The sequence below is a fragment of the Plantibacter sp. Mn2098 genome, assembly GCF_049319745.1.
GTDB lineage: Bacteria > Actinomycetota > Actinomycetes > Actinomycetales > Microbacteriaceae > Plantibacter.
Map to the genome: position 1 here is coordinate 50,268 of NZ_JBMOUH010000008.1, position 23,393 is coordinate 73,660.

Consider the following 23,393-nt stretch of genomic DNA (forward strand, 5'->3'; position numbering starts at 1 on the left):
TTACCCGCGAGTTCACTGCGGAGCGCATCTCAAAAGTAACCATCTTGACAGGTGACGCAATCTCCGTCATGGTAGTAACCACTTAGACCGGTTACTTCAAATCGGTCCTGATCAAGGAGTGAACATCATGAGCATCGCCCTCAAACTCGAAGTCCTCGTCATCCCCGTCTCCGACGTCGATCGCGCAAAAGCCTTCTACGAAGGACTCGGCTTCCGCCTCGACGCGGACTTCAGCACGAGCGAAGCGTTCCGTGTGGTGCAGGTCACACCGCCGGAGTCCGAGGCGTCCATCATCTTCGGCACCGGTGTCTCCTCTGCTGCGCCCGGATCGACGCAGGATCTGCACCTCGTCGTATCCGACATCGTCGCTGCCCGCGCTGAGATCGCGGCCCGCGGCGTCGACATCAGCGAGGTCTGGCACGACGCGGACGGTGTGTTCCACCACGCCGGCACCGCCAACCGGGTGAGTGGACCGCACCCGGATCGTGCCGACTACGGATCGTTCGCATCGTTCGCCGACCCGGACGGCAACGGATGGATCCTCCAGGAAGTCGTCACGCGTGCGCCGGGTCGCTGAGCCTGGCCGTGACGAGACGTGAGAACGACGAGAGAACGGAATCGACATGAGTGACCCATCGGGACGCATCTTGGGCGCGCAGCAGCCAGAGCAACCAGCGCAGCAGTCCGAGCAACCAGCGCAGCAGCCAGTCCAGCCGGACGAACCCACCCGACCACCAGCCCGCACACTCTCAGCGAATGACATGAGAGCCCTCATCCTTGAGGTCCTCACGGGCGCAGCAGCTGCCCACGGTGTCTACGAGGAGGCGGAGCTCGGCGGCGTCTTCGATGAGGCGTGGCCGGCCTGGTACACCGAGCACATCCACCGTGCGTTGACCGAACGTGGGTATCGGATCATCGAAACCGGGTGAACCGCCTGACGGCGGGATGATCTGCCACGGCCCGCCCACCGTAGTGGTTCACCCCACTCGGCACCAGGGGTGTCTTCGTTCTCGGCGGAGGGCGATGCTGGTCGCACGTCGTCAGGGGGATCGATGCGAGTGCTCGCATATGTACTGTCCATCGTGTTGGTGACCGCGATCACCGCTGGCGGGGCGCTTGTCATCGCGTTCCAGACACCTCACGCCGGCGGGCTGGTCATCCTCGCCACGTCGGCCCTGACCATCTTGACCATCGTCCCGTTGCTGATCGGTGCGCTCACGTCCTACTGGGACATGCGGCGGTCAGCCGGTTCGAGACGGTACTTCCGGCGGGTGCTGATCGTCGGGTCCGTGTTGGAGGCCGTCGCGGTGGTCCTCATCGTCGTCTACGCCCTCGTCTCTGGCGTGGCCGTGTGGGTACCCACCGTGTTCATCGGCGTCGGTGCCGTGCTGCTCGTGCTCTCGTTGCTGGTCCGTCGGATCCTGCCGCCCGAGCCGGACTCGGCAGCTGAGGCTGCGTCGTGGGCGCCCGTCGCGCCAGCGGTCGTCCGACGGAAGGTCCTCGCGATCGTGATCACCTTCTTCGTGACACTGCTGGTGGCCGGTGCCGTCATCGGTGTGATCGTCTCACTCGGCGCCGACTCGGACGAAGGCATCGGCACGGTGATCCAGTTCGGAGTGCAGTTCGCGTTGCTCGCGGCGGTGATGGCGGCGATCATCGTGGTCCGTCCGATCAACCGGCAGCTGAAGAGCGTGGCCGGCGGCGACCTGGGCTTGGTGCGGAGGATCAGTCGGGTTGTGGTGCGCGGCAAATCGGAGCCGCTCGATGACGCAGAGCAAGTGGTGGCGGTGAAATACGCGATGATCATCACGCTGACCCTGCGTTTCCAGCTCGCGTACCTCGCCATGTTGTACGCCGCGCTCGCCCTGCAACAGATGGCGGCGCTGCTGCGCGGCCACAGCAGTGTCTTCACGCTGTTGCTGCTCGTGATGCTCGTTGTGGTGTTCATCGCGATTCTGCCGGCGATGATCATCCAACTGCGCAGAGTCGGCCGATACGCGAAGGAGCACGCAGGCCTGTTGGATGGAGCAGCGGCCCCGGTCGATGCCGCACCCGGGCATGCGGACGGTGCGAGCGGGCTGACGGATGGTGCGAGCGGGCTGACGGATGGTGCGAGCGGTCCGGAGTGAGGGGAATGCCGTCTCGACAGGATCACTGCGCTCTGCCGCGTCACCGTTGTGCTGTTCGACGGCTTCCAACTCCGGCAGTCAGGGCTCACGACCGCTCGTGCAGGATCGTGCGGCGCACGGGTCTGCCCGTACTCGAGTGGGATCAAACAACCGGTTCCGTGCTGACGACACGCTCCCCGCCATCGCCGTTCCGTCGCCGACCGATGCCTCGCACCAGCGCGGGAAGCCCGTACCGCGACGCCGGGACCCGCCACGCGAGCACCACCGCGGACAACACGATCATCACCGGATACTCGGTGATGAGCTGATCGGCGGACCAGTACAACGCGAGCGTGAGCACGGAGAACAACCCGACCGGCAGTGTGAACAGGCCGAGGATCAGGGCGACGCCCAGCAGGGTCTCCAGCAACGGCATCACCACCCCGAACAGCTCAGGGAAGGAGTGCAGCCCGAGCGACGCGAACAGTTTGAAGTACTCGGGGACACGACTGTTGGACGATGCGCTTCCCGCGACGAGCAGGATGTCAGCACCACCGAAACCGGCCCGGTACTTCAGGAGGCCCTCGTTCACCCAGAGGATGCCGAGGGCGACCCTCGCCGCACCGGTGAGGACCGGTGCGACGAAGGTCGGGAGCGCGAACCGCGAACGGGTGTGAGCGGCGGTCATCGACCCGCCCTGTGACGCGCTCATCGGGATCACTTCAGCGTCGCGGCCCCGAAGACCGCCTTCGCCTTGTCGCAGTGGATGACGACATCGGTGAACGATGCCGCGTCCACGCCCTTGAGCGTGAACGTCTGCGATGCCTTGTCGTACGCGACGGCGTCGACCTGGGTTCCTGCGGTGACGGCTGCCTCGTCGGTGCCGTTCGTCAGGTAGATGTGGAGGTCCGGGCCCTCGTCGGAGGAGAAGCCGGAGAGCACGATGTCGCTGCCGTCGACGGTCACGGTGCCGGCGACCTTCTTGTCGTTGAGGCCGCTGAACGTGCCGGTGCGCGTCGCCGCGGTGCCGGAGCCGGAGTCGGACGACGAGGACGAGCTCTGCGAGGTCGCTGCCGGGCTGGACCCTGCATCGTTCGCGCCGGTGGCGCTGCACGCCGTGAGGGTCAGGGCGAGGGCGACGAGAGCCGCACCGACGAATGCTGTCTTACGCATGGAGGAGTTCCTTCTCTGGGGGATTCGATGGGTGGATCGACGTGGATCGCGGTGCGTGCCGGTGTACTGATCGACGGGTGAGCCGATCCGGCGACGCGGTGATCCGGTGATCCGGTGTCTCAGCCGCATCGGTGATCGAGCGGCGATGAAGATGAAGTTACGCACGGCGGGACGGCCGATGCCGACTTCTTTCAGGGTCGTAAGAACTGGCTCCCAGGCAGTTGCAGGCGGCGAGACTATCCTCACGAGGATGGGACGGCGCGCATGATGATGGAACAGGGACCGCAGGTGATGATCGTGGAAGACGATCCGACCGTGCTGGCCGTCGTCGGCGACTACCTGCGGGCGAGCGGCTGGTCCGTCGCCCAGTTCAGCGACGGCGTACGCGCCCGCGAAGCGTTGCAGCGCACCCTGCCCGACGTCCTGGTCCTCGACCGCATGCTCCCCGGCCTCAGCGGCGACGAACTCTGCCGGGAGGTCCGCGTGAGCGCCCCGCACGTCCCGATCATCATGCTGACCGCGCTCGACACGGTCGACGATCGCATCGACGGGCTCGAACACGGCGCAGACGACTACATCGCCAAACCGTTCGCGCTACGGGAACTGCAGCTGCGGATCACCGCGATGGTGCGACGCAGCGGGGCCGCGCACGGCTCGGGCGTACCGTTCGCCGTCGGACCGTTCCGCGTCGACCCCGCCCGACGCCGCATCTGGCTCGACGGCCGGGAGATCGCCCTCACCACCCGCGAGTACGAGCTCTTCCTCTTCCTCCTGCAGAACCCGGAGCGGGTGCTGACACGGGACGAGATCCTCCGCGAGGTGTGGGGATGGACGTTCGGCGAAGCATCGACCGTCACCGTCCACGTCCGCCGCCTGCGCGAGAAGATCGAACGCGACCCTCACCTGCCGGAGTACCTCCTCACCCAGTGGGGCGCCGGGTATCGCTTCACCGTGGGACGGGCCGATGCTGCGACCCAGGAACCGTCCGCTCGGCCGGAACCGCCTGCTCGCCAGGAACCGATCGAACAGGACCGCTGATGCTGAGCCCCTCCGACCTCCTCCTCATCGTCGGCACAACAGCCGCGTGCACGGGCATCGTCACCGTGGTGACGTTCATCGTGCTGTATCTGAACCGCCGGCGCTCCGTCGTGTCGCAGTTCGCGGTCGTCGTCGTCGCGGCCATCGTGTCGATCGTCTGCTCGACCGTCGCCATCGCCGCCGAGATGTACTTCTCGCAACACGACCTGCACGTGCTGTTCTGGGTCATCGGTGTGTCAGCGGTGATGAGCCTCGTGGCGTCGCTGCTGACCGCATTCGTCGCACGCCGGTCGATCGTGGCGTTGCGGGACTCGGCCAGGCGGGTCGGACAGGGCGATGTGGTCGATGCTGACACCGGCGGATGGAAGGAGCTCACCGAGGTGTCCGCCCAGCTGGCCGACGCATCGGAACGTCTCGCCGCCGCCCGCGCCGAAGTCGCGGAGCTGGATGCCGCGCGCAGCCAGTTCTTCGCCTGGATCTCCCACGACCTCCGCACCCCGCTCACCGGGATGCGTGCGCTCGCCGAAGCGCTCGAAGCCGGCGTCGCCGCGGACCCGACCGACTACACCAGGCGGATCCGCACCCAGGTCGACACGATGAACCGACTCGTCGACGACCTCTTCGAACTGTCCAAACTGCACAGCGGAACCCTGCGTCTCCGTCTCGAATCCGTCGATCTGCTCGATGTCGTCTCCGACGCCGTCGCCGACGTCCAGCCGCTCGCGGCCGTGCGGAGCATCCGCATCGCCCAGGCCGGTGTCGACGGACACATGTTGTACGCCGACCCGCACGAGCTGACGCGGGTCATCCACAACCTGTTGACCAACGGGATCCGTCACGCGCCGGACGGTTCGGAGATCCTCGTGTCGGCGCAGCGGAGCGATGCCGACCGGCTCGTGTTGAGCGTCCTCGACCAGGGCAGCGGCGTCGACACCGAGGACCTCGGGCGGATGTTCGAGGTCGGATGGCGGGCCGGTTCCGCGAGGACGCCCGGCGGTGGTGTTGGGGCTGCTGGTGCTGGTGCTGGGGCTGATGGTGCTGGGACTGGTGCAGGCCTCGGCCTCGCGATCGTGCGCGGCATCGTCGAGGCACACGGCGGCGACGTCCTGGCCGAGAACGTCCCAACCGGCTTCCGCCTCTCCATCTCCCTCCCCACCCTCGCCCCCTAATCCCGCGAGGGGTCGCGTATGGCTAGTTCGAGCCCCGCCCAACTAGCCATATGCGACCCCTCGCGGGCTAGGTGGGGGTGTGGAGCTGTTTGAGGTCGACGGTCCAGTCGAGGGCCTCGGCGGTGTCGCGCAGGGCGATCGCGTTCGCGGCGCAATCGGACACCGCGGCATCGGAGGTGTACTGCTGACGGATGCTGTCCGGTGTGACGAACCGACCGCCGAGACCGTCCCCGTTCGCCTCCCGGTCCGCCCACCACCGACCGAGCGCCTGATCGACGGCCCGCTCCGACGTCGTCTCCACGTCGTAGATCACCAGATGACGATACGAATACTGGTCGAGCTGCTCCAGGAGCTCCGTCGTGTGGTCCGCACTCGACAGGGTGCCATGGACGATGACGTTCTCGCCGTCGGCGAGGCAGCGTTCGCGCATCGTGCTGGCGATCGTGGTCGACTCCGCGTGCACCCACGCGGAGAGTTCGCGCAGGGAGACGGGACGACCATCGGACAAGCGGTGCTCCAGGAACGGCGCGAGTGCGCCATCGCGTTCCCCGAGGAGCAGCGGATCCTTGAACGCGTCGGCGTCGATGCTCCGATAGCTCCGCAGGAGGGGATCGGCCGACAGCGCGGTCGACTTCCCCGCACCGGGCGGCCCGGCGGTGACGACGATCCCGAGACTGTTCTTCTTCGTGATGCCGGTGTGCTTCGCCATCTCCGCCTCGATGAGATCGAGGTGCAGCGTGAGGCGGTCGGGGTCGTAGAGTTCGCCGTCGTCCGAGTACTGCCACCTCGTCGACACGGCCGGATCGTCCGACCAGGGGTCATCCAGCCCGATCGATCGCAGGTAGGCGGCGAGCTCCTCCGCGACCCGGTCGCGTGTGGTCATCGGGGCTGGGCTGTGGGGTCGGATGGGTCGGATGGGGCGGAGGGGTCGGACGGGTCGGCAGGGGCGGCGGGTCCACCGGGGTCGGCACCCGTCGGTCCAGGGACTCTGCCGATCGCGGCTCCTCCCGCTCCGGCCTCCCGGGCCGCACGCACGACGCCCCGCAACTGCTCGTACTCCGCCTTGGAGAGCAGACCCTCCTGGAACGATGCGGCGATCTGCTTCGCGGAGCCGGTGCTCGTCGCACCGGGGTCGAATCGGGCGGCGCGGGTCGGCGGCTGCGACGTCAGGATCATCGTGCTGAGCGCCTCCATCATCGCTTCGGTCGACAGCAGCCCCGCTGATCGGCGCTGGATGAGCTCGCGCGGCGACGGGTCGACCGGGGTCAGCGCACGGCGCTTGAGGCGACGCGATACCTCCGGCTGCGAGATGCCGACGAGGTTCGCGATGTCGCGCTGCGACACCCCGCCGTCAGCGAGTTCGAAGATGCTGCGGCGCACATCCAGATCGGCGAGGTGACGGCGATCGCGGGACCGGACGGCGTCGGCGACGACGGATTCGAGCGCTTGGCGTTCCTGGTCGGTCGGTGCCCGCCTGCCGAGGCGAGGGTCCTTGAGGAAGCGTTCGACGTCGACCTGCCGGCGGTCGCGTCCGAGGTACTGCGGGCGGTCGGGGCGTTCGGGATGCTCCGGGCGCGCGGCCTGCGCATCGTCCGGTCGCCGCCTGGCACCGTCCCGTCCGCGTCCCCGTGGTGTCTCGTCGTGAGCTGGCATCATGATCGCCCCGTTCCTTGATACCGAACGTATCACCGGGTCGTGCGAATCATGCCCCTCGCCCTTCGACAGGCTCAGGGAACGGTGCGGGTGCGGGCCCTTCGACAAGCTCAGGGACCGGGGTGGGGCCCTTCGACAAGCTCAGGGACCGGTTCGGGATCGGGGTGGGCGGGTGGGCCCTTCGACAGGCTCAGGGACCGGGGTGGGTGCGTGGGCCCTTCGACAGGCTCAAGGACTGGTGCGGGCGGGTGGGCCCTTCGACAGGCTCAGGGACCGGCGGGGGCTAGGCGGGCAGGACGCCGATGGCTGCCGCGGCCTCCGCGACACGCTTGCGGCCGGCGGCGTTGAGTCCGCGCACGGGCTTCGGCAGGTTGTCGTGCGACACCGCACCGAGCAGCTCGGCGAGCGTGGCGACGGCGCGAAAGCTGCCGAACGTCGTGAACAGATCCCAGATCGGCTGCAACTCGGCGGAGAGCTGCCTGGCCTCGTCGGCGCGTCCGTCGATGGCGGCGCGCGCGATCGCGATGCACTGCTCCGGCAGGAGTCCGGCGAGGACGCTGTACCAGGCATCGGCGCCGGCGAGCAGCGCCTCGACGGCAGCGCCGTCGCCGCTGATCCCGATCGTGACGTCGTCCGGGACGAGCGAGCGGAGCCCGGCGATGCGGGCGCTCACGGCGGACTGGTCGACCGGGCCGGACTGGCCGTCGTCCACCGGCGGGATCTTGATCGAACGCACACCGCGGAGATTCGAGATGCGCGCGTGCAGCTCATCGCTGAAGTCGACGCGTGTTGTGGTCGGGTTGTCGTACACGATGATGGGGACCGACGCCGCGGCGATGACGTCCTCGAACAGTCCGAAGACCTCGTCGTCGGTCAGCGGTTGGTACGTCATCGGTGCGAGGAGGAGCGCCGAGACGCCCGCGTTCTGTGCGTCCTCGACGTTGGTGAGGACATCGCGCGTCCGCAGCCCGCCGACGCCAGCGACGACCGGGACCCCGCCGGCGTGCTCGACCGCGAGGGTCGCGACGCGGTGGCGTTCTCCGCGGTCGAGGTAGGCGTACGCGCCGGTCGAACCGAGGACGGAGATCGAGTCGACGTTCGCTGCGGCGAGCTTCTCGACGAGGCGGGCGAACGCGCGCTGGTCGATGCGGTCGTCGTTGAGCGGGGTGAGCGGGAAAGCGCTGAGGCCGGTGAACACGGGTGGCTGCTCCTGAAGCGGTCGATGCGCGAGATTCGCGCGCGGACTTGTCAGTCTCCGGTTCCCGGGGCTGAAACGCAACTCGCGTTGCCCCGGAGCGCCGCCCTCCCGAGCCCACCCCGACGAACACCTGACGAGGGGAGGCAGAATGCCGTCCGAGGTGTGCCTGGACGACAGAACGCCTCCCCTCGCGGAACAGGGTGGATGGGTGGTCGGGGCGCGGGGGCGCGGCTAGCGGGTCGTCGAGAACGTGAAGTCGTCGATGTTGCCGAAGCCGGGCGCCGTGCCGGCCGCCACGAGGAACACGTCGTGCGTGCCCGCGGTGCGCGCGATCGCGGCCGACTGCGCCGAGACCGTATCGAATCCACCCGTCCCCGCGACGTGCAGCGTCCCGATCACGGGACCCGTCGCGCTGTCGAGACGGATCTCGATCGTCTGTCCGGCGTAGTTGTCCTCGACACCGATGTTCGCCGTGAACAGGTCGCGTCCGCTGCCGAAGTCGACACCCGTGTACCCGATCCAGTCGCCGCCGTCGAAGCTGCCGACGACCGTTCCCGTCGCTGCAGCGTGGGTGCTGACGCCGCTGCTCGACGAGTACGACTCCGCCTGGATCTTCGAGCCGGTGCGCGTCGCCCCTGCCGTCCACTTCGTCGCACCGTACTGGTACGCACCGATGCTCGGATTGGCGTCCGTGTATCCGTCCGTCACCCCTGGGACCGGGATGCCGGCGTTCCTGGCCGGCGAGGTGGACTTCAGGGTGAAGTCGTACGCCGCCGGGTTCGTGAACTGGGCAGAACTCACCGGCACGAGGTTGTTCGAGGTCGTGATGCCTGCGCCGGAGCCGACGATGCCGATGTTGTTCTTCAGCTGGGTGGTGGAGAAGACGCCGCCGAAGGTGCTCGCGACGTTCGTGTCCGTTCCCGAGGTGTTGTTGAGGACGGTGTTGCCCGATGTCGGCCCGCCGTCAGGGTTGATGAGGGTCACACCGTAGGTGGTGCGGTTCCAGGCGACGTTGTTGACGACCGTGGCGTTGAACGCGCCGTTGTCGAGGTAGACGCCGGGCGACGGAGCGCTCAGCGAGTGGGGCGCCGGGTCGTGGAAGTGGTTGTTGCGGATGATGGTCGAGGCCAGATCGACCTTGCAGCACAGGTAGACTGCACCGCCGTCGACGACGAGGTTGTTGTAGTTGGAGAGGTCGTTGTGGGCGATCGTCATCCCGGACGCGGTGGTGCCGGCGACCTTGTTGTCGATGTTGATGCTGCTGCGACCGGTGCGGAAGACGGTGTTGTGCGTGATCTGGTGGTCCGCCCCCAACAGGTTGATGCCCGCGGCGTAGCTGCCGAGGTAGTCGGCGTTCGTGATCGTGTTGTTGGTGACGGTGTTGCCGGTGCCCGAGACGACGACGCCGTTGCCGGAGCTCCAGTTGACGAGGGAGTTCTTCAGCTCGTTCGCGGTGCCGTTCAGCTGGATGCCGGTCGTGGTCTCGCCGGCGGTGAGCACGGCGCACCCGTCAGGGGTCGTCACCATGTTGGGGTCCGGTGCGAGGTCGGCGCCGGCCGAGACGTACTGGGCGTTCAGCCGGTCGAGGACGTTGTGGCTTGAGGTCGCGGAGGTGACGATGGTCGCCGCTCGGATGTCGAGGTCCTGCACACTCGTGTAGGAGCGGTCGCTCAGGTCGACGGCGATGCTGCGCTGCTTCGCCTCGACCGTGACGTCGTCCGGCGATGCTCCGCTCGGCGTCCACAGGTAGAGGTCGCCGGCCGCCTGGTCGTAGAACCAGCTGCCCGCGTGGGCGAGGAGGGCGAGCTTGCCGCTCAGCGAGTAGTTCGTCTGCTGGTTGGGGCTCAGGCTGACGCAGGACGGGAGGTCGGCTGCGGTCAGGGATCCGACGTCGGAACTCGTGACCGTCCCGGTCTCGCTCACGAACCAGTTGTGGGCGCGCAGTCGTGCACCGACCCAGAATCCGGCCGGCTGGGTGAGTGCGGTGTCGGAGAGGCTCGTCGTCGTTCCGGACTGCGCGGACGCCATCGTCGGTGCGATGGGGTCGACGCCCGGGTACGGCCACTGCGCTTCCGGCTGCATGCCGCCGTTGACGAAGCTGGTTGCCGGCGAGGGCCGGATCGAGGGTGATCGACGTCCGGTAGACGTGACCGCCGCCGACGGCGTCCGCGAACCCGGATCCCGCGAGGAACGGGTCGCCGGCTTCGAGCGCGGTGAGGTCGGCCTGGGTCACGGCGTCCCAGCCGGTCACGGTGTCCGCGCCGGTGATGACGACGTGCGCGCCTGGCGCCGCCGTGTAGGTGATGCGTGCGCCGGCGGTGCCGCTGGCGGCCGGGGTCACGGTCTCCCGATAGGTGCCGGATGCGATTTCGCACGTGTCGCCGGCGACGAGCACGTCGGCGCACTGCTGGATGGTCTTGAACGGGGACGACGCGGTTCCGGGGGCGGAGGCCGAGCCGTCCGGGGAGACGTGATAGGTGGTTCCGCCGCCCTGGGCATGGGCACCGGCGGCGAATCCGCCGAGCGAGAGCACCATCACCGCCGTTGCGAGCGCGGCGACGCGAGAACGAGCATGGTTCATCATTGATCCAATCGTTAGTCGATAATCGATTGAAACCTACAAGACTGCGCGGGTGTCGTCAACGGATGCCTGCGGGGGTCATCACGGGAACTGGCCGCTGCCGTCCATGCCCCAGACGAGTTCCGGTGCGGCCTGCGCTTCCGCGCTCGCATCGAGCATCGTGGCGATGAGGGCGTCCCACGCCGGGTCGATCGGGCCGAATTCGGCCATGCGGGCGCCCATCGCATCCTGCCCATCGGTCGTCTCGATGACGTGGAAGAGGGTCAGGCCGTCCCGCCAGATGCGCCAATCGACGACGCCGGCCGCACGCAATGCCGCGGCGACCGGTTCCGGAATCCGACTGTGGGTCCGCGTGTACAACTCCTCGGATCCGGGGAGGAGTCGCGTCCGCCAGGCGAAGACCTCCGTGGGTCGGGTGGGGTGAGTGAGGTGAGCGGGGTGAGTGCGAGGCGCAGGGTGCGGGGGAGGTGTGGGATCGGGTGCGGATCCGGCCGGCGCGACGCGTGATGCTTCCGTGGTCATGTGTCTCCGATTCTGGCGAGTGAAGCTAAGGTAGTCGATTATCGATTGAAGGAGAAGGCACGCATGTCGAATGCTGAACTGCCCAGGGAGCTGTTGTCGGATCGCATCTACGACATGATCCGCGCATCGATCCTCGACGGCTCGCGCCTGCCGGGATCCCGGGTGGTGGAGTCCGAGATCGCGCGGGGGCTCGATGTCAGTCAGGCGCCCGTCCGGGAGGCGGTCAAGCGCCTCGTCCATGCGGGCCTCGTCACCTCGGAGCCGCGCCGCGGCAGTTACGTGACCGAGATCTCCGAGGACGAGTTCGGCATCGCGCGGGAGCTCCGCGCTGCACTCGAGCGGGTCGGTGCGCGCTCCGCCATCGCGAGCCTCACGCCGGCTGACCTGTCGGATCTGCGCTCGATCGTCGGGCGCATGAAGCTCGCCGTCGCCGCATCGGACTGGGCCGAGTTCCGCTCCCTCGACACGAAGTTCCACGCCAGGGTCCTCCTGATCGGCAACCACGCCGTCCTGTCAAGGGTATGGGATGCGCTCGAACCGCTGCTCGTCAGCCAGCGTGCGATCGGCGACCCCGCGTACACGGGGAAGAAGGACGTCGTCATCCAATGGCACGAGGACCTCATCAGCGCTCTGGAGTCCGGTGACGCCGAGGTGGCCGGTGCCGCCTTCTTCGCGCACGCGTCCGGTGCGCTCGGCGCCGACTGAGGCCGCACGGCCCAATTCCGTTGCGCCGGGGACCGTCGGGGACCGCCGAATGATGCGGACTTTGACAGCCGGGGCGACGAGGGCTACCATCCACAAGTAGTCGCTAATCGATAATCGATTAGTTCATGGTCAAGGAGGATCTATGAAACACCACGCCCGCACGGCGAAGACGGCGCTCGTCGTCGGCGTCGTCGCCGTTTCGTCCCTGCTGTTCACCGCGTGCTCCACCCCGGGCGGTTCCGGCTCAGACACCCAAGGCGAGCTGCGCATCCTGGCGAACATCACGCCGGCGCTCACCAAGGAGTACTACCAGAAGCTCGTCGAACCGTTTGTGAAGAGCCACCCGGGTGTGACCGTCACGATCGAATCGCCCTCGGGCAAGGACGTCCAGTCCACGCTCCAGCAGGAGCTCGCCTCCGGAGCGACCCCCGACATCGTCGCCAGCAACCTCGACCCGGTCGTCGCCCCCCAGATGACCGCGTTCCCGGACACCGACTGGGTCAAGGCGACGCCGCTCGCCGAGGAGAACAAGGTCGACGGGAAGATCTGGCAGGTCGCCACCGGCGCCCAGATCCAATCGCTCGTCTACTACAACAAGGACGCGTTCACGAAGGCGGGCATCACCGAGCCGCCGACCTCGCTCAAGGAGTTCACGGCCGACCTCGCGCTCCTGCAGGGCGCCGGCTACGTCCCGCTCCAGACGGCCGGAGAATGGGTCACCGGCGCACAGTTCGCGATGATGGCGAACCCCGAACTGCTCGGCAGCGACCCGGACTGGTACGCCAAGCGCAACGAGAAGAAGGTCACCTTCGCCGACAGCGCCTACGCCACCTACCTCGACGCGTACGCCGACTGGATCGCCTCCGGCGGTGTCGCGAAGGACGCCCTCGGCGTCAAGTACCAGGACTCGATCAACAACTTCGTCGCCGGGAAGTCCGCGACCTTCGTGATGGGCAACTGGCTCGTCCCCGAGCTCGACGCAGCGAAGCTCGGGTTCGAGGTCGGCGTCTTCGCGACCCCGACGATCGACGGTTCGGCGCCCAAGCAGCTGAGCGGCGCGGCCCAGCCGTACTCGATCCTGAAGAACTCGAAGCACCAGAAGCTCGCGCTCGAACTCGTGCAGTACCTCGTGTCGGACAAGGATGCGATCGCGACCTCGCTCAAGTCGGAGGGCAACTTCCGCCAGGGCGTCACCTACGAGGGCAGCCCACTCAACACCGAGGTGGCCGGCGTCCTCGACGCATCGCCGGGCTCGGTCATCGGGACGAGCGGCCCCGGTATCAACTCCGGCTTCGGCAACGAACTGAACACGGCCGTGCAGTCGCTCTACACCGGCAAGTCCGGCAAGGAGGCCGCAGCGGCCCTCGACGAGTGGTGGGACGCGAATGTCGCGAAATGACGAATCCTCGGTCGGGACGGTCGCACGCGCGGCCGCCCCGGCCGGGGCCGGCGACACCCCGGCCGGGCACAGCGCTGCCGGGCGGACCGGATCTTCCACGCGCGATGCCGCTGTGAGCGCGAGCCAGGGCCCGCGGGGCTCGCGGGCCACGCGGGGCTCGCACGGCCCGCACGTCCCGCAGGTCCGCGCATCGCAGGTGCGCGCCCGCCGCCGAGAGGCAGCGGTCGAGGCCGGGATGCTCGCTCCGCCGCTCATCCTCGTGACCGGCCTCATCCTCGTCCCCATCGTGATCGCCCTCTACCTCAGCTTCACGAACTGGGACGGTTTCACCGACCCGCCGACGATGGTCGGCTTCGACAACTACATCCGGCTGACGCAGGACCCGGCCGTACTGCGCGCGGCCGGTCTCACGGGCGTCATCACGATCGTCGGCGCCATCGCCTGCAACGTGCTCGGACTCGGCATCGCCCTGCTGCTCAACCGCAACACCCGCTTCAACGCGTTTATGCGGGTGCTCGTGTTCTACCCCTACGTCATCGGGCCCGTCATCCTCGGCTTCCTCTGGTCGTCGATCCTCGGCACCGACGGCGCCGTGAACTCGATCCTCGGCTCGCTCGGGCAGGACTCGCTCCCGTTCCTCGCCGACCCGACCTGGGCGACCGTCTCGGTCATCGCCGTGGTCGTCTGGTCGAGCTTCGGCGTCAACGTCGTCCTCTACCTGTCCGGACTGCAGACCATCCCGGAGAGCCTCGTCGAAGCCGCCCGCATCGACGGCGCATCCGGCTGGCAGATCTTCTGGCGGATCAAGCTGCCGCTGCTCGCCCCCACCGTGACGGTCAACATCGTCCTCGTTGTGATCGGACTCCTCCGCGTGTACGAACTCATCCTCGCGCTCACCGCCGGCGGACCGGCCGGGCAGACGCGCACCATCGTCTACAACATCCTGACCTCGTCGTTCGAGAACTCGCAGCTCGGCTACGGCGCAGCGCAGTCGATCGTCCTGATGATCGTGATCGTCGCGGTCACCATCGGCATCACCTCCGCCCGCCGTCGCAGCGAAGAGGCGGTGTCCGCATGACCGCGCTCAGCTCGTCGAAGCGCACCGGCGACTCCTCGAACGCCCCGCGCCGCGCCACACACGGCGCCTCTGGCGGTGCCCCCACCGGTTCAGCGACCGCCACGAAGACCATCCGCATCGTCCTGCTCGCCCTCGTCGGCCTGCTGATGATCGTGCCGGTCTACCTGCTCATCACGAACGCGTTCAAGTCGCAGCACGACATCATCGCGCAGCCGTTCGGCTGGCCATCCGACGGGTTCTCGCTCGAGTACCTGCAGCGGGCCATCGCGTCGCCGGAGTTCAACGTCGTCGGCGCCTACGCCATCACGATCTTCTTCGTCGTCGCGGTCAACGTGCTGTGCCTCCTCGTCGTCGGACCGGCCGCTTACGTCATCGCGAGAGGCACCCGCAAATACCACCGCGTTGTGATGCTCGTGCTGCTCGCCGGGCTCTTCATCCCCGGGCAGACGCTCGTGATCCCGGTGATCTACGTGCTGAAGGCCGTCGGTCTGGTCGGGACGATGCCCGGGTTCCTGCTCTTCGAGACGACCCTCACCGTTCCGACGACGATGTTCCTGTTCGTCGCGTTCGTGCAGAGCGTCCCTCGTGAGTTGGACGAGGCGGCGAAGATCGACGGGGCGAGCCGCTACGGCACGTTCTGGCGGGTCATCTTCCCGATCATGACACCCGTCGTCGCGACGGCCGTCATCCTCAACTCGGTGTCCGTGTGGTCCGACTTCGTGAACCCGCAGTTCATCCTGGGGCCGAGCTCCGGGATCTACACGGTGACCACCGGCATCTACGCGGCCATCAGCAAACTGTCCACCGACTTCACCCTCGTCTACCCGAACATGCTGCTCGCTGCGGCACCCGTGATCGTCTTCTACATCCTCTTGCAGAAGCGCATCATCGGCGGGCTGACCTCCGGCGCGATCAAGGGGTGATGCCGTGATGACGAATCGACACGACGACACGCAGCCCACCCGGATCACCGCATCGGTCCCGCTCGTGGAGACTCCGCGCTGGGCGCTCCTCGAACGCAGGCTGTTCGACGTCCTCGACGCCGCATGGCGGGAGTTCGAGACGACGTACTGCGAGGAGGACGGACGGCTCGCCTACGGGGGCCGGATGCACCACCGTGACGGCGTCGACGACTTCTACGAACCGTTCTTCAACTGGCCGACGCTCTACCGCCTGGGCGGCTCGGCGGATCTGGTGGCCTCGGTCAAGCACCACTGGCGCGGCGTGACCGCCCAGATGACCGAGTTCGGGTTCGTCAAGGACGAGTACGAGCTGGGGTACGACTGGTTCCACCAGGGCGAGTCCCTCAACTTCTTCTACGCGATCTGCGCTGCGGATCCGGCAGATGCTGAGTTCCGGGAGCGTGCGAAGCGGTTCGCCCGCCTGTACCTCCCAGGCTCTCCCACGGGCAACTACGATCAGGCGACGCGCACGATCGTCGCCCCGCACACCGGCTCGGGCGGTCCACGCCCGGGCCTCGGGACGGAGTGGATCGAGTACCGCGCCGACCAGGCCGTGATGCGTCCGTACGGCCTGCCGATCGGCGATGTCGACGGCATCGCAGAGTGGGACGATCTCGCCATCGGCGACAACGCACGTCGGATGGGCGATGCGATGCAGGCGAGGCTCGGACACGGAGACACGGCGATCAACCTGGCTGCCACCTCGCTCGTCACCAACGCCTGGCTGTACGACAACGAGCCGGCGTTCGCCGACTGGGTGCTCGAGTACGTCGGCGCGTGGCGTGAGCACGCCGCGCAGAACGGCGGGCTGATCCCGGACAACGTCGGACCGAGCGGCGCGGTCGGGGAGCTGCAGAACGGCAACTGGTTCGGCGGCCACTACGGCTGGGCGTGGCCGCACGGCCTGCACTCCGTCGAGGCCGCTGCGATGATCGCGGCCGTCAATGAGACCGTCGTGACGGGTTCCACCGACGCCCTCGACCTGGCCAGGGTGCCGCTCGACACCGTCATCGCCCACGGGGTCGTGGAGGCTGGCGCCGCCACCCGCGGCAGCATGGGGTGGGGCTGGGCGCAGAAGATGGGGGTCGACGACACCGTCCCCGTCCAGCTCGTCCCCTATCGCCACGGCGTCGACGGTTGGTTCGACTTCCACCCCGTCCCGCTCATCTACCCCGTGTGGCTCTGGTGGCTCTCCGGGGACCAGGCGGACCTCCGTCGCCTCACTTCGCTCGAAGCAGACGCCGGATTCGACTGGCGGGAGACCAGACGGTTCCAGGACAAGGAGGAGCAGGGGCACGAAGCGCCCTGGATCTCGTTCCTGTTCGGGCGGAACCCGGAGTACCCGGAGCAGGCGCTCGACCTCGCGCTCGCGCAGGTCGCCAGACGGCTCGCGATGATGCGCGCGACGCCGTACGGGCCGCCCGGCGACGACATCCACTGGTGGCAGCGGCTGAACCCTGTCGTCACGGAGGTGCTCACGCAGCTCGTGACCGGTGCGCCGCCCGCGCTCTACAACGGGGGACTCGCGCTTGCGAGGGTCGTCTTCGGCGATGCCGCCCTCGGGCGCCCCGGGCTGCCTCCGGAGGTCGCGGCGCTCGTCCGGGAGGTCGACGCCGACGGTGTGACGCTCGAACTCGTCAACCTCGGCGCCGCAGCGACCCGCGAGGTCGTGGTGCAGGCCGGCGCGTTCGGGGAGGACCGGATCGACCTGGTCGTCTCCGACGGCCTCGGCCAGACGCCCGGCGACGATGCGCCGGCCTACCCGGGCGACTCGCACGACTACCTCCTCCCGGACGTCACCCCGCAGCGGACGGCACCCGTCGAGGTCGGCTCGTCCCGCCTCATCGTCTCCGTGCCGCCGCTCACGAGGACCACGCTCCGGCTCACCATCTCGCGCCGCGCCTTCACCGCGTCGCACACCGACTTTTCATCGAATCGAATCTGGGAGAACAACTGATGCACACCGACACCGACATCGACACCGACATCTCGCCATCGTCCGTCTGGCCGCTGCCCGTCCGCGGGGACGCCTTCGAGCGCGCCGACGCCGACATCCTGCGCCGCATGGACGCCATCAGCGCCGCGACCGCGTGCGCGAAACTCAACGGCATGGGCGTCTCCCGCACCGCCGTGCAGGGGCCGACCGCGCTCGAGGTGGGCAGCCGTGTCGTCGGCTCCGCCCTGACGCTGCAATTCATGCCGCAGCGCGAGGACGTCGCGTCCGGGCTCGGCCAGGAATACGTCGAGCGCAACACCGCCCTGTGGGCCGTGCTCGAAACGGTGCAGCCGGGCGACGTGCTCGTCGTCCAGGCGTACGGCAGTCAGTTCACCGGCTGCTTCGGCGACATGCTCGTGCGCTACTTCAAACGTCGCGGCGGCGCCGGCATCGTGGTCGACGGCCGCATCCGCGACGCCGCACGCGTCCGCGAACTCGGTGTGCCGATCTGGTGCACGGGAACGACCCCGCACTACGCCTCGCAGACGGACCTGTTCCCGTGGGCGTACGACGTGCCGATCGCGGCCGGCGGTGTGCTGTGCCTCCCGGGCGACGTGGTCGTCGCCGACGACGACGGAGCCGTCATCGTCCCGGCCGGCAAGGCGCTCGAACTCGTCGAGGACGCAGAGGACCACGAGAACTGGGAGGACTTCAGCCGTCTGCGCCTGGAGGAGGGCGCCCGCCTCTCCGACTACTACCCGCTCAGCCCGAACAGCCGCGCGGAGTACGAGCGCTGGCGCGCAGAGCAGAACGCGCTGCAGCGGTAGTGGTCCTCGACAGCCACGTCCACCTGTGGGACGAGCAGACCGTGCGGGCCGGGTGGCTGGCGGATCCGTCGAACGATGCGATCCGCCGGCCGTTCCGGGCCGCGGATTACGTCGATGCGGTGGGCGGGCGCACCGCCGCGCCCGCGGGGGACCGCATCGATGCGGCGATCGTGGTGACCGCGAGGCAGAGCGTCGAGGAGAACGCGCGGCTGCTGGCCGAGTGCGACGGTGTCGCTGTTGTGGCGGGCGTCGTCGGGTGGGTCGATCTGACGCGGGCGGTCTGGAGTCGCGGCGGGGCTGACGGTCTCGGTGCTGGTGCTGGTGCTGGTGCTGGTGCTGGTGCTGGTGTTGGTGGTGGCGGCGGCGCTCCCGCTGTCGACGGGCTGCTCGGCATCCGGCATTCGGTCGTCGCCGAAGCGGCCGGATGGCTGGATCGGCCGGACGTCGGTCGGGGCCTCGACGCCTTCGCCCGGACCGGGAAGGTCCTCGAACTGCTCGTCGCGGATCGGGACCTTCCGTCCGTGGTGCGATGCGCCGACGCCCTGCCGTTCACGACCATCGTCGTCGACCATCTGGGGAACCCGCCCGAGCGCTCCGCTGATCGCGGCGGGTGGGCCATCTGGCACACGAATCTCGGCGCCCTCGCGATGCGGCAGAACGTCCGGTTGAAGCTCTCGGGCGCAACGACCGACGCCCGGACGATCGATGCCGCGTTGCAGGCATTCGGGACGGAGCGGGTGATGTTCGGATCCGACTGGCCGGTCTCGCTCCTGCGGAACGACCTCGATGCAGAACTCGACCGATGGCAAGAGGCGACGGCCGGGCTCTCCGAGTCGGAACGCCACCAGCTCTTCACCGCCACCGCCAGCACGAGCTACGGTCTGGCATCGTGAGGACCGCTCGGGTGGGACGCTCCGACGCCCTGGTGACGTCGATCGGCCTGGGGACGGCGCAGCTGGGAGACCTGTACGACACGCTCGACCAGGACCGTTCGACGGCGCTCGTCGATGCCGCGTGGCAGGCCGGCATCCGCTACTTCGACACGGCGCCGCACTACGGGGTCGGTCTCGCGGAGCGGCGTCTGGGCGTCGCACTGGCCGGGCGACCGCGCGACGAGTACACGCTGAGTTCCAAAGTGGGGCGGCTGCTCGTCCCCGACGCGCACGGCGACCCCGTGCGCCAGTGGGACTTCAGCGCGGACGGGGTGCGCAGATCGATCGACGCCTCGCTCACCAGGCTGGGGCTCGACCGCATCGACATCGCACTCATCCACGATCCGGAGGACCACCTGGAGCAGGCGGTCGGGGAGGCGTATCCTGCCCTCGAACGGCTGCGTGAGGAGGGCGTGATCCGGGCCGTCGGCGTCGGCACGGGCAACATGGACGTGCTGTCGGTGTTCGCGGATCGGACCGACGTGGATGCGCTGATGGTCGCAGGGCGCCTGACGCTCCTCGACCACCCGGCGCTCGCCGGCATCGTCCCCGTCTGCGAGGAGCGCGGCATCTCCATCCTGAACGCGGGCATCTTCAACAGCGGGCTCCTCGCGAACGAACACCCGGACGCCGCATCGAGATACGAGTACGCGGCGGTCCCGCCAGAGCTCCTCGCCAGGGCGCGGAGCCTCGCATCCTTCGCGGCAGCTTTCGGGACGACGCTCCCCGAGGCGGCGATGGGGTTCGCCGCGCTCCCGTCGCCCGTCGCATCGCTCGTGATCGGCGCGGACACGCCGGAGCAGCTCCTCACCAACGTCCGCCGTGCGGAGCGCCGCCCGGACCTCGACGCCCTCTGGCGGGTGTTGCAGGCGGAGGGACTCATCGATGCTTCCGTGCGCATCGCGTATCGCGACTGATCCGGTTCCTCCCGCGCCTTCCATTCCTCCAATTCCTTCCAGCCGACGGACGACGCCGACCAGTTCACACGATCACCTCCACCGACCCACCGACCCACCGACCTCACCACCTTCATCGACTTCAACGACAGGCAGGCCATGCAGCTCACCCTCGACCTCGGCGGCGCACTCGACGCGAAGCCCCTCGACCACTTCTGGAACCGCGTCGTCGGCGCCGGCCGGGCCAACGAGGGCCTCCGCGCGGACTGGCAGGAGCAGCTCCGGTTCGCGAAAGCGCACGGCGGCTTCGAGTACCTGCGGTTCCACGGGCTCTTCCACGACGACATGTTCGTGTACCGGGAGGTCGACGGCGTTGTGACCCCGTACTTCCAGTACGTCGACCTGCTGTTCGATGCGGTCCTCGATGCGGGACTGCGGCCGTTCGTGGAGTTCGGGTTCTCGCCGCCGGAGCTCGCCAGGGAGACGAAGACCGTGTTCTGGTGGGGTGCGAACGGTTCGCCGCCGACCGACAACGTGAAGTGGGCGCAGCTGGTGCGGGCGACCGTCGAGCACTGGGTGGAGCGCTACGGCATCGAGGAGGTACGGGAATGGTACTTCGAGATCTGGAACGAGCCGAACCTCGACCCCTTCTTCCGCGGCACGAAGGCGGAGTACTTCGAGCTGTACCGGGTGTCGGTCGAGGCGATCAAGGCCGTGTCGGGCGATCTCCGCGTCGGCGGACCGGCGACGAGCAACTTCGTGCCGGATGCCAGATTCGACGGCGAGACCGAAGACACGACCCAGCACGCCGTCGTCCTCGAAGCTGAGGATCTCGACGCCCTCGACTGGAAGCCGGTCTGGTTGGCGGACTTCCTCGTGTACTGCCACGAGCGGTCGCTGCCCGTCGACTTCGTCTCCTGCCACCCGTATCCGACCGACTGGGCGCTCGACGAGCACAACCAGGGACGGAAGCTCACGCGGGGCGTCGATGCGACCCCAACGGATCTGCGGACCCTCCGCGCGCTTGTGGACGCGAGCCCGTATCCGGACGCCGAGATCCACCTCACCGAGTGGAACTCCAGCTCCAGTCCACGCGACTACACCCACGACTACACGCAGGCGGCCACCTACGTCGTGCAGGCCAACCTGCAGTCGATCGGCCTTGTCGACAGCCTCGCCTACTGGACGTTCACCGATGTCTTCGAGGAGAGCGGCGCCGGTCAGGAGCCGTTCCACGGCGGCTTCGGGATGCTCAACCAGCACGGCATCCCGAAGCCCACGATGCACGCGTATCGGATGCTCGCTGCGCTCGGGGACGAGCTCGTGCACCAGCAGGATGGCACGACGGTCACTCGGTTCTCGGCTTCAGGCGAGGTGGCGGCCATCGTCACCCACTACCCGCCAGAGGTCCGGTTGTCGGTGCCGGCGTCCTTCGACACGCGCGACGTCGCCGATCGCACACTCGCGACCGGCCGGGACGAGCCGCTCGACGTCGTGCTGCACGGGTTGCGCCCCGGCGCCGTCTACACGCTCGAGGTGCTGGATCCAGACCACGGTTCGGCGATGCGCGAGTGGGAGCGGCTGGGGTTCCCGAACAACCTGTCCCGTGCCGATGTCGCGTCCCTGCGTCGTGCGGCCGAGGCGACGCTCACGTCGACCCACACGGTCGAGCCTGACGGCACCCTCCGCATCGCAACGACCCTCGCCCCCTGGTCCGTGGCCTTGCTGGCCCCCGCCCGTATCGCCGCTCCCTGAAGCCCGGTCGCATCGCCGCCCCGTGAGGCCCGGTCGCTGAGCTTGTCGAAGCGCCCACCCCGGTCGTATCGCCGCTCCGTGAGGTCCGGTCGCTGAGCTTGTCGAAGCGCCCACCCCGGTCGTATCGCCGCTCCATGAGGCCCGCTCGCTGAGCTTGTCGAAGCGCCCACCCACTCCGCGAGGGGAGCCCAACCGTCGTCCGCAGCGCCCACGGACGACGCTTCGCCTCCCCTCGCGGACCACGCTGCGACCGTCCGCGCTCGCTAGGGTGGACGGGTGCGCATGGGGGACGGTCTCGAAACAGGCCCGCTGACCGCGCCGGTCGACCGCGATCAACTCCGGCGCTTCCGTGAGACGCTGCCGACCTCGGTCATCCCGTCGCTGCGGAGCGTCATCTCGGTGGGGGCGCTGCTCCTGCTGGTCGTGTCGGGCATCGGCGTCTGGATCGTGTTCATCGGTGAGGTGTTCACGGACCCGGATTCCAGCGACTGGTTCTTCATCGTGCTGATCCTCGGCGTCTACGCCATTGTCGCGGTGCCGTTGGCGGTCGTCGTCGTGCGGGACCTGCAGCGGCGGACCGGTCGTCGCCAGTTCCTCCTCGACCGTTTCGCGAGGGCGAACGGGATGACCTACACGCCGATCGTCGACCGGCCGCGACTGCCGGGAATGATCTTCGGGAACGGTGATCAGGAGACCGCATCCGACGAGGTGTTCCGACCGAGGTCGTCTGCGGGGCCGGCCGTGTCCATCGCGAACTATCGGTCGTCGACCGGATCGGGCCGGAACCGCGAGCAGCACAGGTGGGGGTACGTCGCGGTGCGGCTGGGCGTCGAGCTGCCGCACATCGTGCTCGATGCGAAGGGTAACAACACGCTCGGGCGGCCGAACCTGCCGATGGAGTTCTCGACCAGCCAGAAGCTCGGCCTGGAGGGCGATTTCGACCGGCACTTCACGCTGTACTGCCCGGCCGGGTACGAGGCAGACGCGCTGTATCTGTTCACGCCGGATGTGATGGCGCGGTTCATCGATCGAGTGGCGGAACTCGACGTCGAGATCGTCGACGATCACCTGTTCCTGTACTCGCGCAAGGATCTGTCGACCCTCGATCCCGAGACGTGGGAGTGGTTGTTCGGGGTGGTCGATGCGTTGACGCAGAAGACCGATCAGTGGAGTCGATGGCGCGACTCGGCGTTCGGTGACGCCCCTGTCGTCGACGGTGTGCCAGGTCTCGCCGGGCTGGCCGGGCTGGCAGGGCTGGCCGGGCTGGCCGGTCCCCGCATCGTCCGTCCGCCCCGCGGGGTCGCGCGCGCCGGCCGTCGCCTCGCCCCGAAGTCGGACTGGCTCTGGCTCGTCATCGGCGTCCCCGTCCTCCTCTTCGGCCTCTACTCCTACCTGACAGACCTCATCGCCCCCTAACCCTCCTCTGCCGAGGTGTCACAAACTGCGGGTGTCATCGTGAAA

At 68.3% G+C, this 23,393-nt stretch carries 22 protein-coding genes and 1 pseudogene; 15 read left to right on the plus strand and 8 right to left on the minus strand.

What is annotated here, in order from left to right:
- Nucleotides 1–127 precede the first annotated feature (127 nt).
- From ACL9RL_RS13225 to ACL9RL_RS13235, 3 genes are all read left to right on the plus strand, one after another.
- Nucleotides 128–577 (plus strand): VOC family protein, encoded by a 450-nt coding sequence (locus ACL9RL_RS13225; RefSeq protein WP_422780734.1) that lies wholly within the window; start codon nucleotides 128–130, stop codon nucleotides 575–577.
- Nucleotides 578–761: 184 nt separating this feature from the next.
- On the plus strand, nucleotides 762–929 hold the full coding sequence (locus ACL9RL_RS13230; protein ID WP_422780735.1) for a hypothetical protein: 168 nt from the start codon (nucleotides 762–764) through the stop codon (nucleotides 927–929).
- Between the two features lie 129 nt (nucleotides 930–1,058).
- On the plus strand, nucleotides 1,059–2,129 hold the full coding sequence (locus ACL9RL_RS13235; protein ID WP_422780736.1) for a hypothetical protein: 1,071 nt from the start codon (nucleotides 1,059–1,061) through the stop codon (nucleotides 2,127–2,129).
- Nucleotides 2,130–2,271: 142 nt separating this feature from the next.
- Here ACL9RL_RS13235 and ACL9RL_RS13240 read toward each other — a convergent pair whose 3' ends face one another.
- Together ACL9RL_RS13240 and ACL9RL_RS13245 are read right to left on the minus strand one after the other, a co-directional pair.
- Nucleotides 2,272–2,820 carry a DoxX family membrane protein gene (locus tag ACL9RL_RS13240; protein WP_422780737.1) on the minus strand — a complete coding sequence of 183 codons (549 nt, stop codon included), beginning with the start codon at nucleotides 2,818–2,820 and terminating at the stop codon, nucleotides 2,272–2,274.
- Between the two features lie 5 nt (nucleotides 2,821–2,825).
- Nucleotides 2,826–3,281 (minus strand): DM13 domain-containing protein, encoded by a 456-nt coding sequence (locus ACL9RL_RS13245; protein ID WP_422780738.1) that lies wholly within the window; start codon nucleotides 3,279–3,281, stop codon nucleotides 2,826–2,828.
- 264 nt (nucleotides 3,282–3,545) lie between these two features.
- Between ACL9RL_RS13245 and ACL9RL_RS13250 the strand changes: the two genes are divergently transcribed.
- The gene (locus tag ACL9RL_RS13250) at nucleotides 3,546–4,319 is read left to right on the plus strand and encodes a response regulator transcription factor (RefSeq protein WP_422780739.1); all 774 of its coding nucleotides are present in this window, start codon (nucleotides 3,546–3,548) and stop codon (nucleotides 4,317–4,319) included.
- Nucleotides 4,319–5,488 carry a sensor histidine kinase gene (locus ACL9RL_RS13255; RefSeq protein WP_422780740.1) on the plus strand — a complete coding sequence of 390 codons (1,170 nt, stop codon included), beginning with the start codon at nucleotides 4,319–4,321 and terminating at the stop codon, nucleotides 5,486–5,488. The genes ACL9RL_RS13250 and ACL9RL_RS13255 overlap by 1 nt, the downstream gene beginning before the upstream one ends.
- Before the next feature lie 67 nt (nucleotides 5,489–5,555).
- On the opposite strand, the gene ACL9RL_RS13260 is transcribed toward ACL9RL_RS13255, so the two are convergent.
- The 6 genes and pseudogenes from ACL9RL_RS13260 to ACL9RL_RS13285 all read right to left on the minus strand — a co-directional run bounded on the left by ACL9RL_RS13260 (nucleotide 5,556) and on the right by ACL9RL_RS13285 (nucleotide 11,442).
- Nucleotides 5,556–6,371 (minus strand): zeta toxin family protein, encoded by an 816-nt coding sequence (locus tag ACL9RL_RS13260; RefSeq protein ID WP_422780741.1) that lies wholly within the window; start codon nucleotides 6,369–6,371, stop codon nucleotides 5,556–5,558.
- On the minus strand, nucleotides 6,368–7,144 hold the full coding sequence (locus ACL9RL_RS13265) for a winged helix-turn-helix transcriptional regulator (protein ID WP_422780742.1): 777 nt from the start codon (nucleotides 7,142–7,144) through the stop codon (nucleotides 6,368–6,370). The genes ACL9RL_RS13260 and ACL9RL_RS13265 overlap by 4 nt, the downstream gene beginning before the upstream one ends.
- A 280-nt stretch (nucleotides 7,145–7,424) precedes the next feature.
- A complete protein-coding gene (locus tag ACL9RL_RS13270; RefSeq protein WP_422780743.1) occupies nucleotides 7,425–8,339 on the minus strand; it encodes a dihydrodipicolinate synthase family protein in 915 nt (304 codons plus the stop codon).
- Nucleotides 8,340–8,570: 231 nt separating this feature from the next.
- Nucleotides 8,571–10,421: a carbohydrate-binding protein gene (locus ACL9RL_RS13275; protein WP_422780744.1), complete on the minus strand. Its 1,851-nt coding sequence runs from the start codon at nucleotides 10,419–10,421 to the stop codon at nucleotides 8,571–8,573.
- Nucleotides 10,422–10,695: 274 nt separating this feature from the next.
- Nucleotides 10,696–10,923: pseudogene (locus ACL9RL_RS13280) on the minus strand (right-handed parallel beta-helix repeat-containing protein); the annotation flags it as partial.
- Nucleotides 10,924–11,001: 78 nt separating this feature from the next.
- A complete protein-coding gene (locus tag ACL9RL_RS13285; protein WP_422780745.1) occupies nucleotides 11,002–11,442 on the minus strand; it encodes an L-rhamnose mutarotase in 441 nt (146 codons plus the stop codon).
- A gap of 63 nt (nucleotides 11,443–11,505) precedes the next feature.
- On the opposite strand from ACL9RL_RS13285, the gene ACL9RL_RS13290 reads away from it, so the two are divergent.
- The 10 genes from ACL9RL_RS13290 to ACL9RL_RS13335 all read left to right on the plus strand — a co-directional run bounded on the left by ACL9RL_RS13290 (nucleotide 11,506) and on the right by ACL9RL_RS13335 (nucleotide 23,348).
- Nucleotides 11,506–12,147 carry a GntR family transcriptional regulator gene (locus ACL9RL_RS13290; protein WP_422780746.1) on the plus strand — a complete coding sequence of 214 codons (642 nt, stop codon included), beginning with the start codon at nucleotides 11,506–11,508 and terminating at the stop codon, nucleotides 12,145–12,147.
- Between the two features lie 142 nt (nucleotides 12,148–12,289).
- Nucleotides 12,290–13,546, plus strand: a complete 1,257-nt coding sequence (locus tag ACL9RL_RS13295) for an ABC transporter substrate-binding protein (RefSeq protein WP_422780747.1) — start codon at nucleotides 12,290–12,292, stop codon at nucleotides 13,544–13,546.
- Nucleotides 13,533–14,624 carry a carbohydrate ABC transporter permease gene (locus ACL9RL_RS13300; protein ID WP_422780748.1) on the plus strand — a complete coding sequence of 364 codons (1,092 nt, stop codon included), beginning with the start codon at nucleotides 13,533–13,535 and terminating at the stop codon, nucleotides 14,622–14,624. The genes ACL9RL_RS13295 and ACL9RL_RS13300 overlap by 14 nt, the downstream gene beginning before the upstream one ends.
- A complete protein-coding gene (locus ACL9RL_RS13305; RefSeq protein ID WP_422780749.1) occupies nucleotides 14,621–15,547 on the plus strand; it encodes a carbohydrate ABC transporter permease in 927 nt (308 codons plus the stop codon). The genes ACL9RL_RS13300 and ACL9RL_RS13305 overlap by 4 nt, the downstream gene beginning before the upstream one ends.
- A gap of 7 nt (nucleotides 15,548–15,554) precedes the next feature.
- On the plus strand, nucleotides 15,555–17,543 hold the full coding sequence (locus tag ACL9RL_RS13310; RefSeq protein WP_422780750.1) for a hypothetical protein: 1,989 nt from the start codon (nucleotides 15,555–15,557) through the stop codon (nucleotides 17,541–17,543).
- Nucleotides 17,543–18,349, plus strand: a complete 807-nt coding sequence (locus ACL9RL_RS13315) for a ribonuclease activity regulator RraA (protein ID WP_422780751.1) — start codon at nucleotides 17,543–17,545, stop codon at nucleotides 18,347–18,349. Before ACL9RL_RS13310 ends, ACL9RL_RS13315 begins: the two co-directional genes overlap by 1 nt.
- A complete protein-coding gene (locus tag ACL9RL_RS13320) occupies nucleotides 18,349–19,242 on the plus strand; it encodes an amidohydrolase family protein (RefSeq protein ID WP_422780752.1) in 894 nt (297 codons plus the stop codon). Before ACL9RL_RS13315 ends, ACL9RL_RS13320 begins: the two co-directional genes overlap by 1 nt.
- An 11-nt stretch (nucleotides 19,243–19,253) precedes the next feature.
- On the plus strand, nucleotides 19,254–20,198 hold the full coding sequence (locus tag ACL9RL_RS13325) for an aldo/keto reductase (protein ID WP_422780753.1): 945 nt from the start codon (nucleotides 19,254–19,256) through the stop codon (nucleotides 20,196–20,198).
- Between the two features lie 138 nt (nucleotides 20,199–20,336).
- Nucleotides 20,337–21,932: a GH39 family glycosyl hydrolase gene (locus ACL9RL_RS13330; protein ID WP_422780754.1), complete on the plus strand. Its 1,596-nt coding sequence runs from the start codon at nucleotides 20,337–20,339 to the stop codon at nucleotides 21,930–21,932.
- A 282-nt stretch (nucleotides 21,933–22,214) separates the two neighbouring features.
- Nucleotides 22,215–23,348, plus strand: a complete 1,134-nt coding sequence (locus tag ACL9RL_RS13335) for a hypothetical protein (protein WP_422780938.1) — start codon at nucleotides 22,215–22,217, stop codon at nucleotides 23,346–23,348.
- Nucleotides 23,349–23,393: the final 45 nt, after the last annotated feature.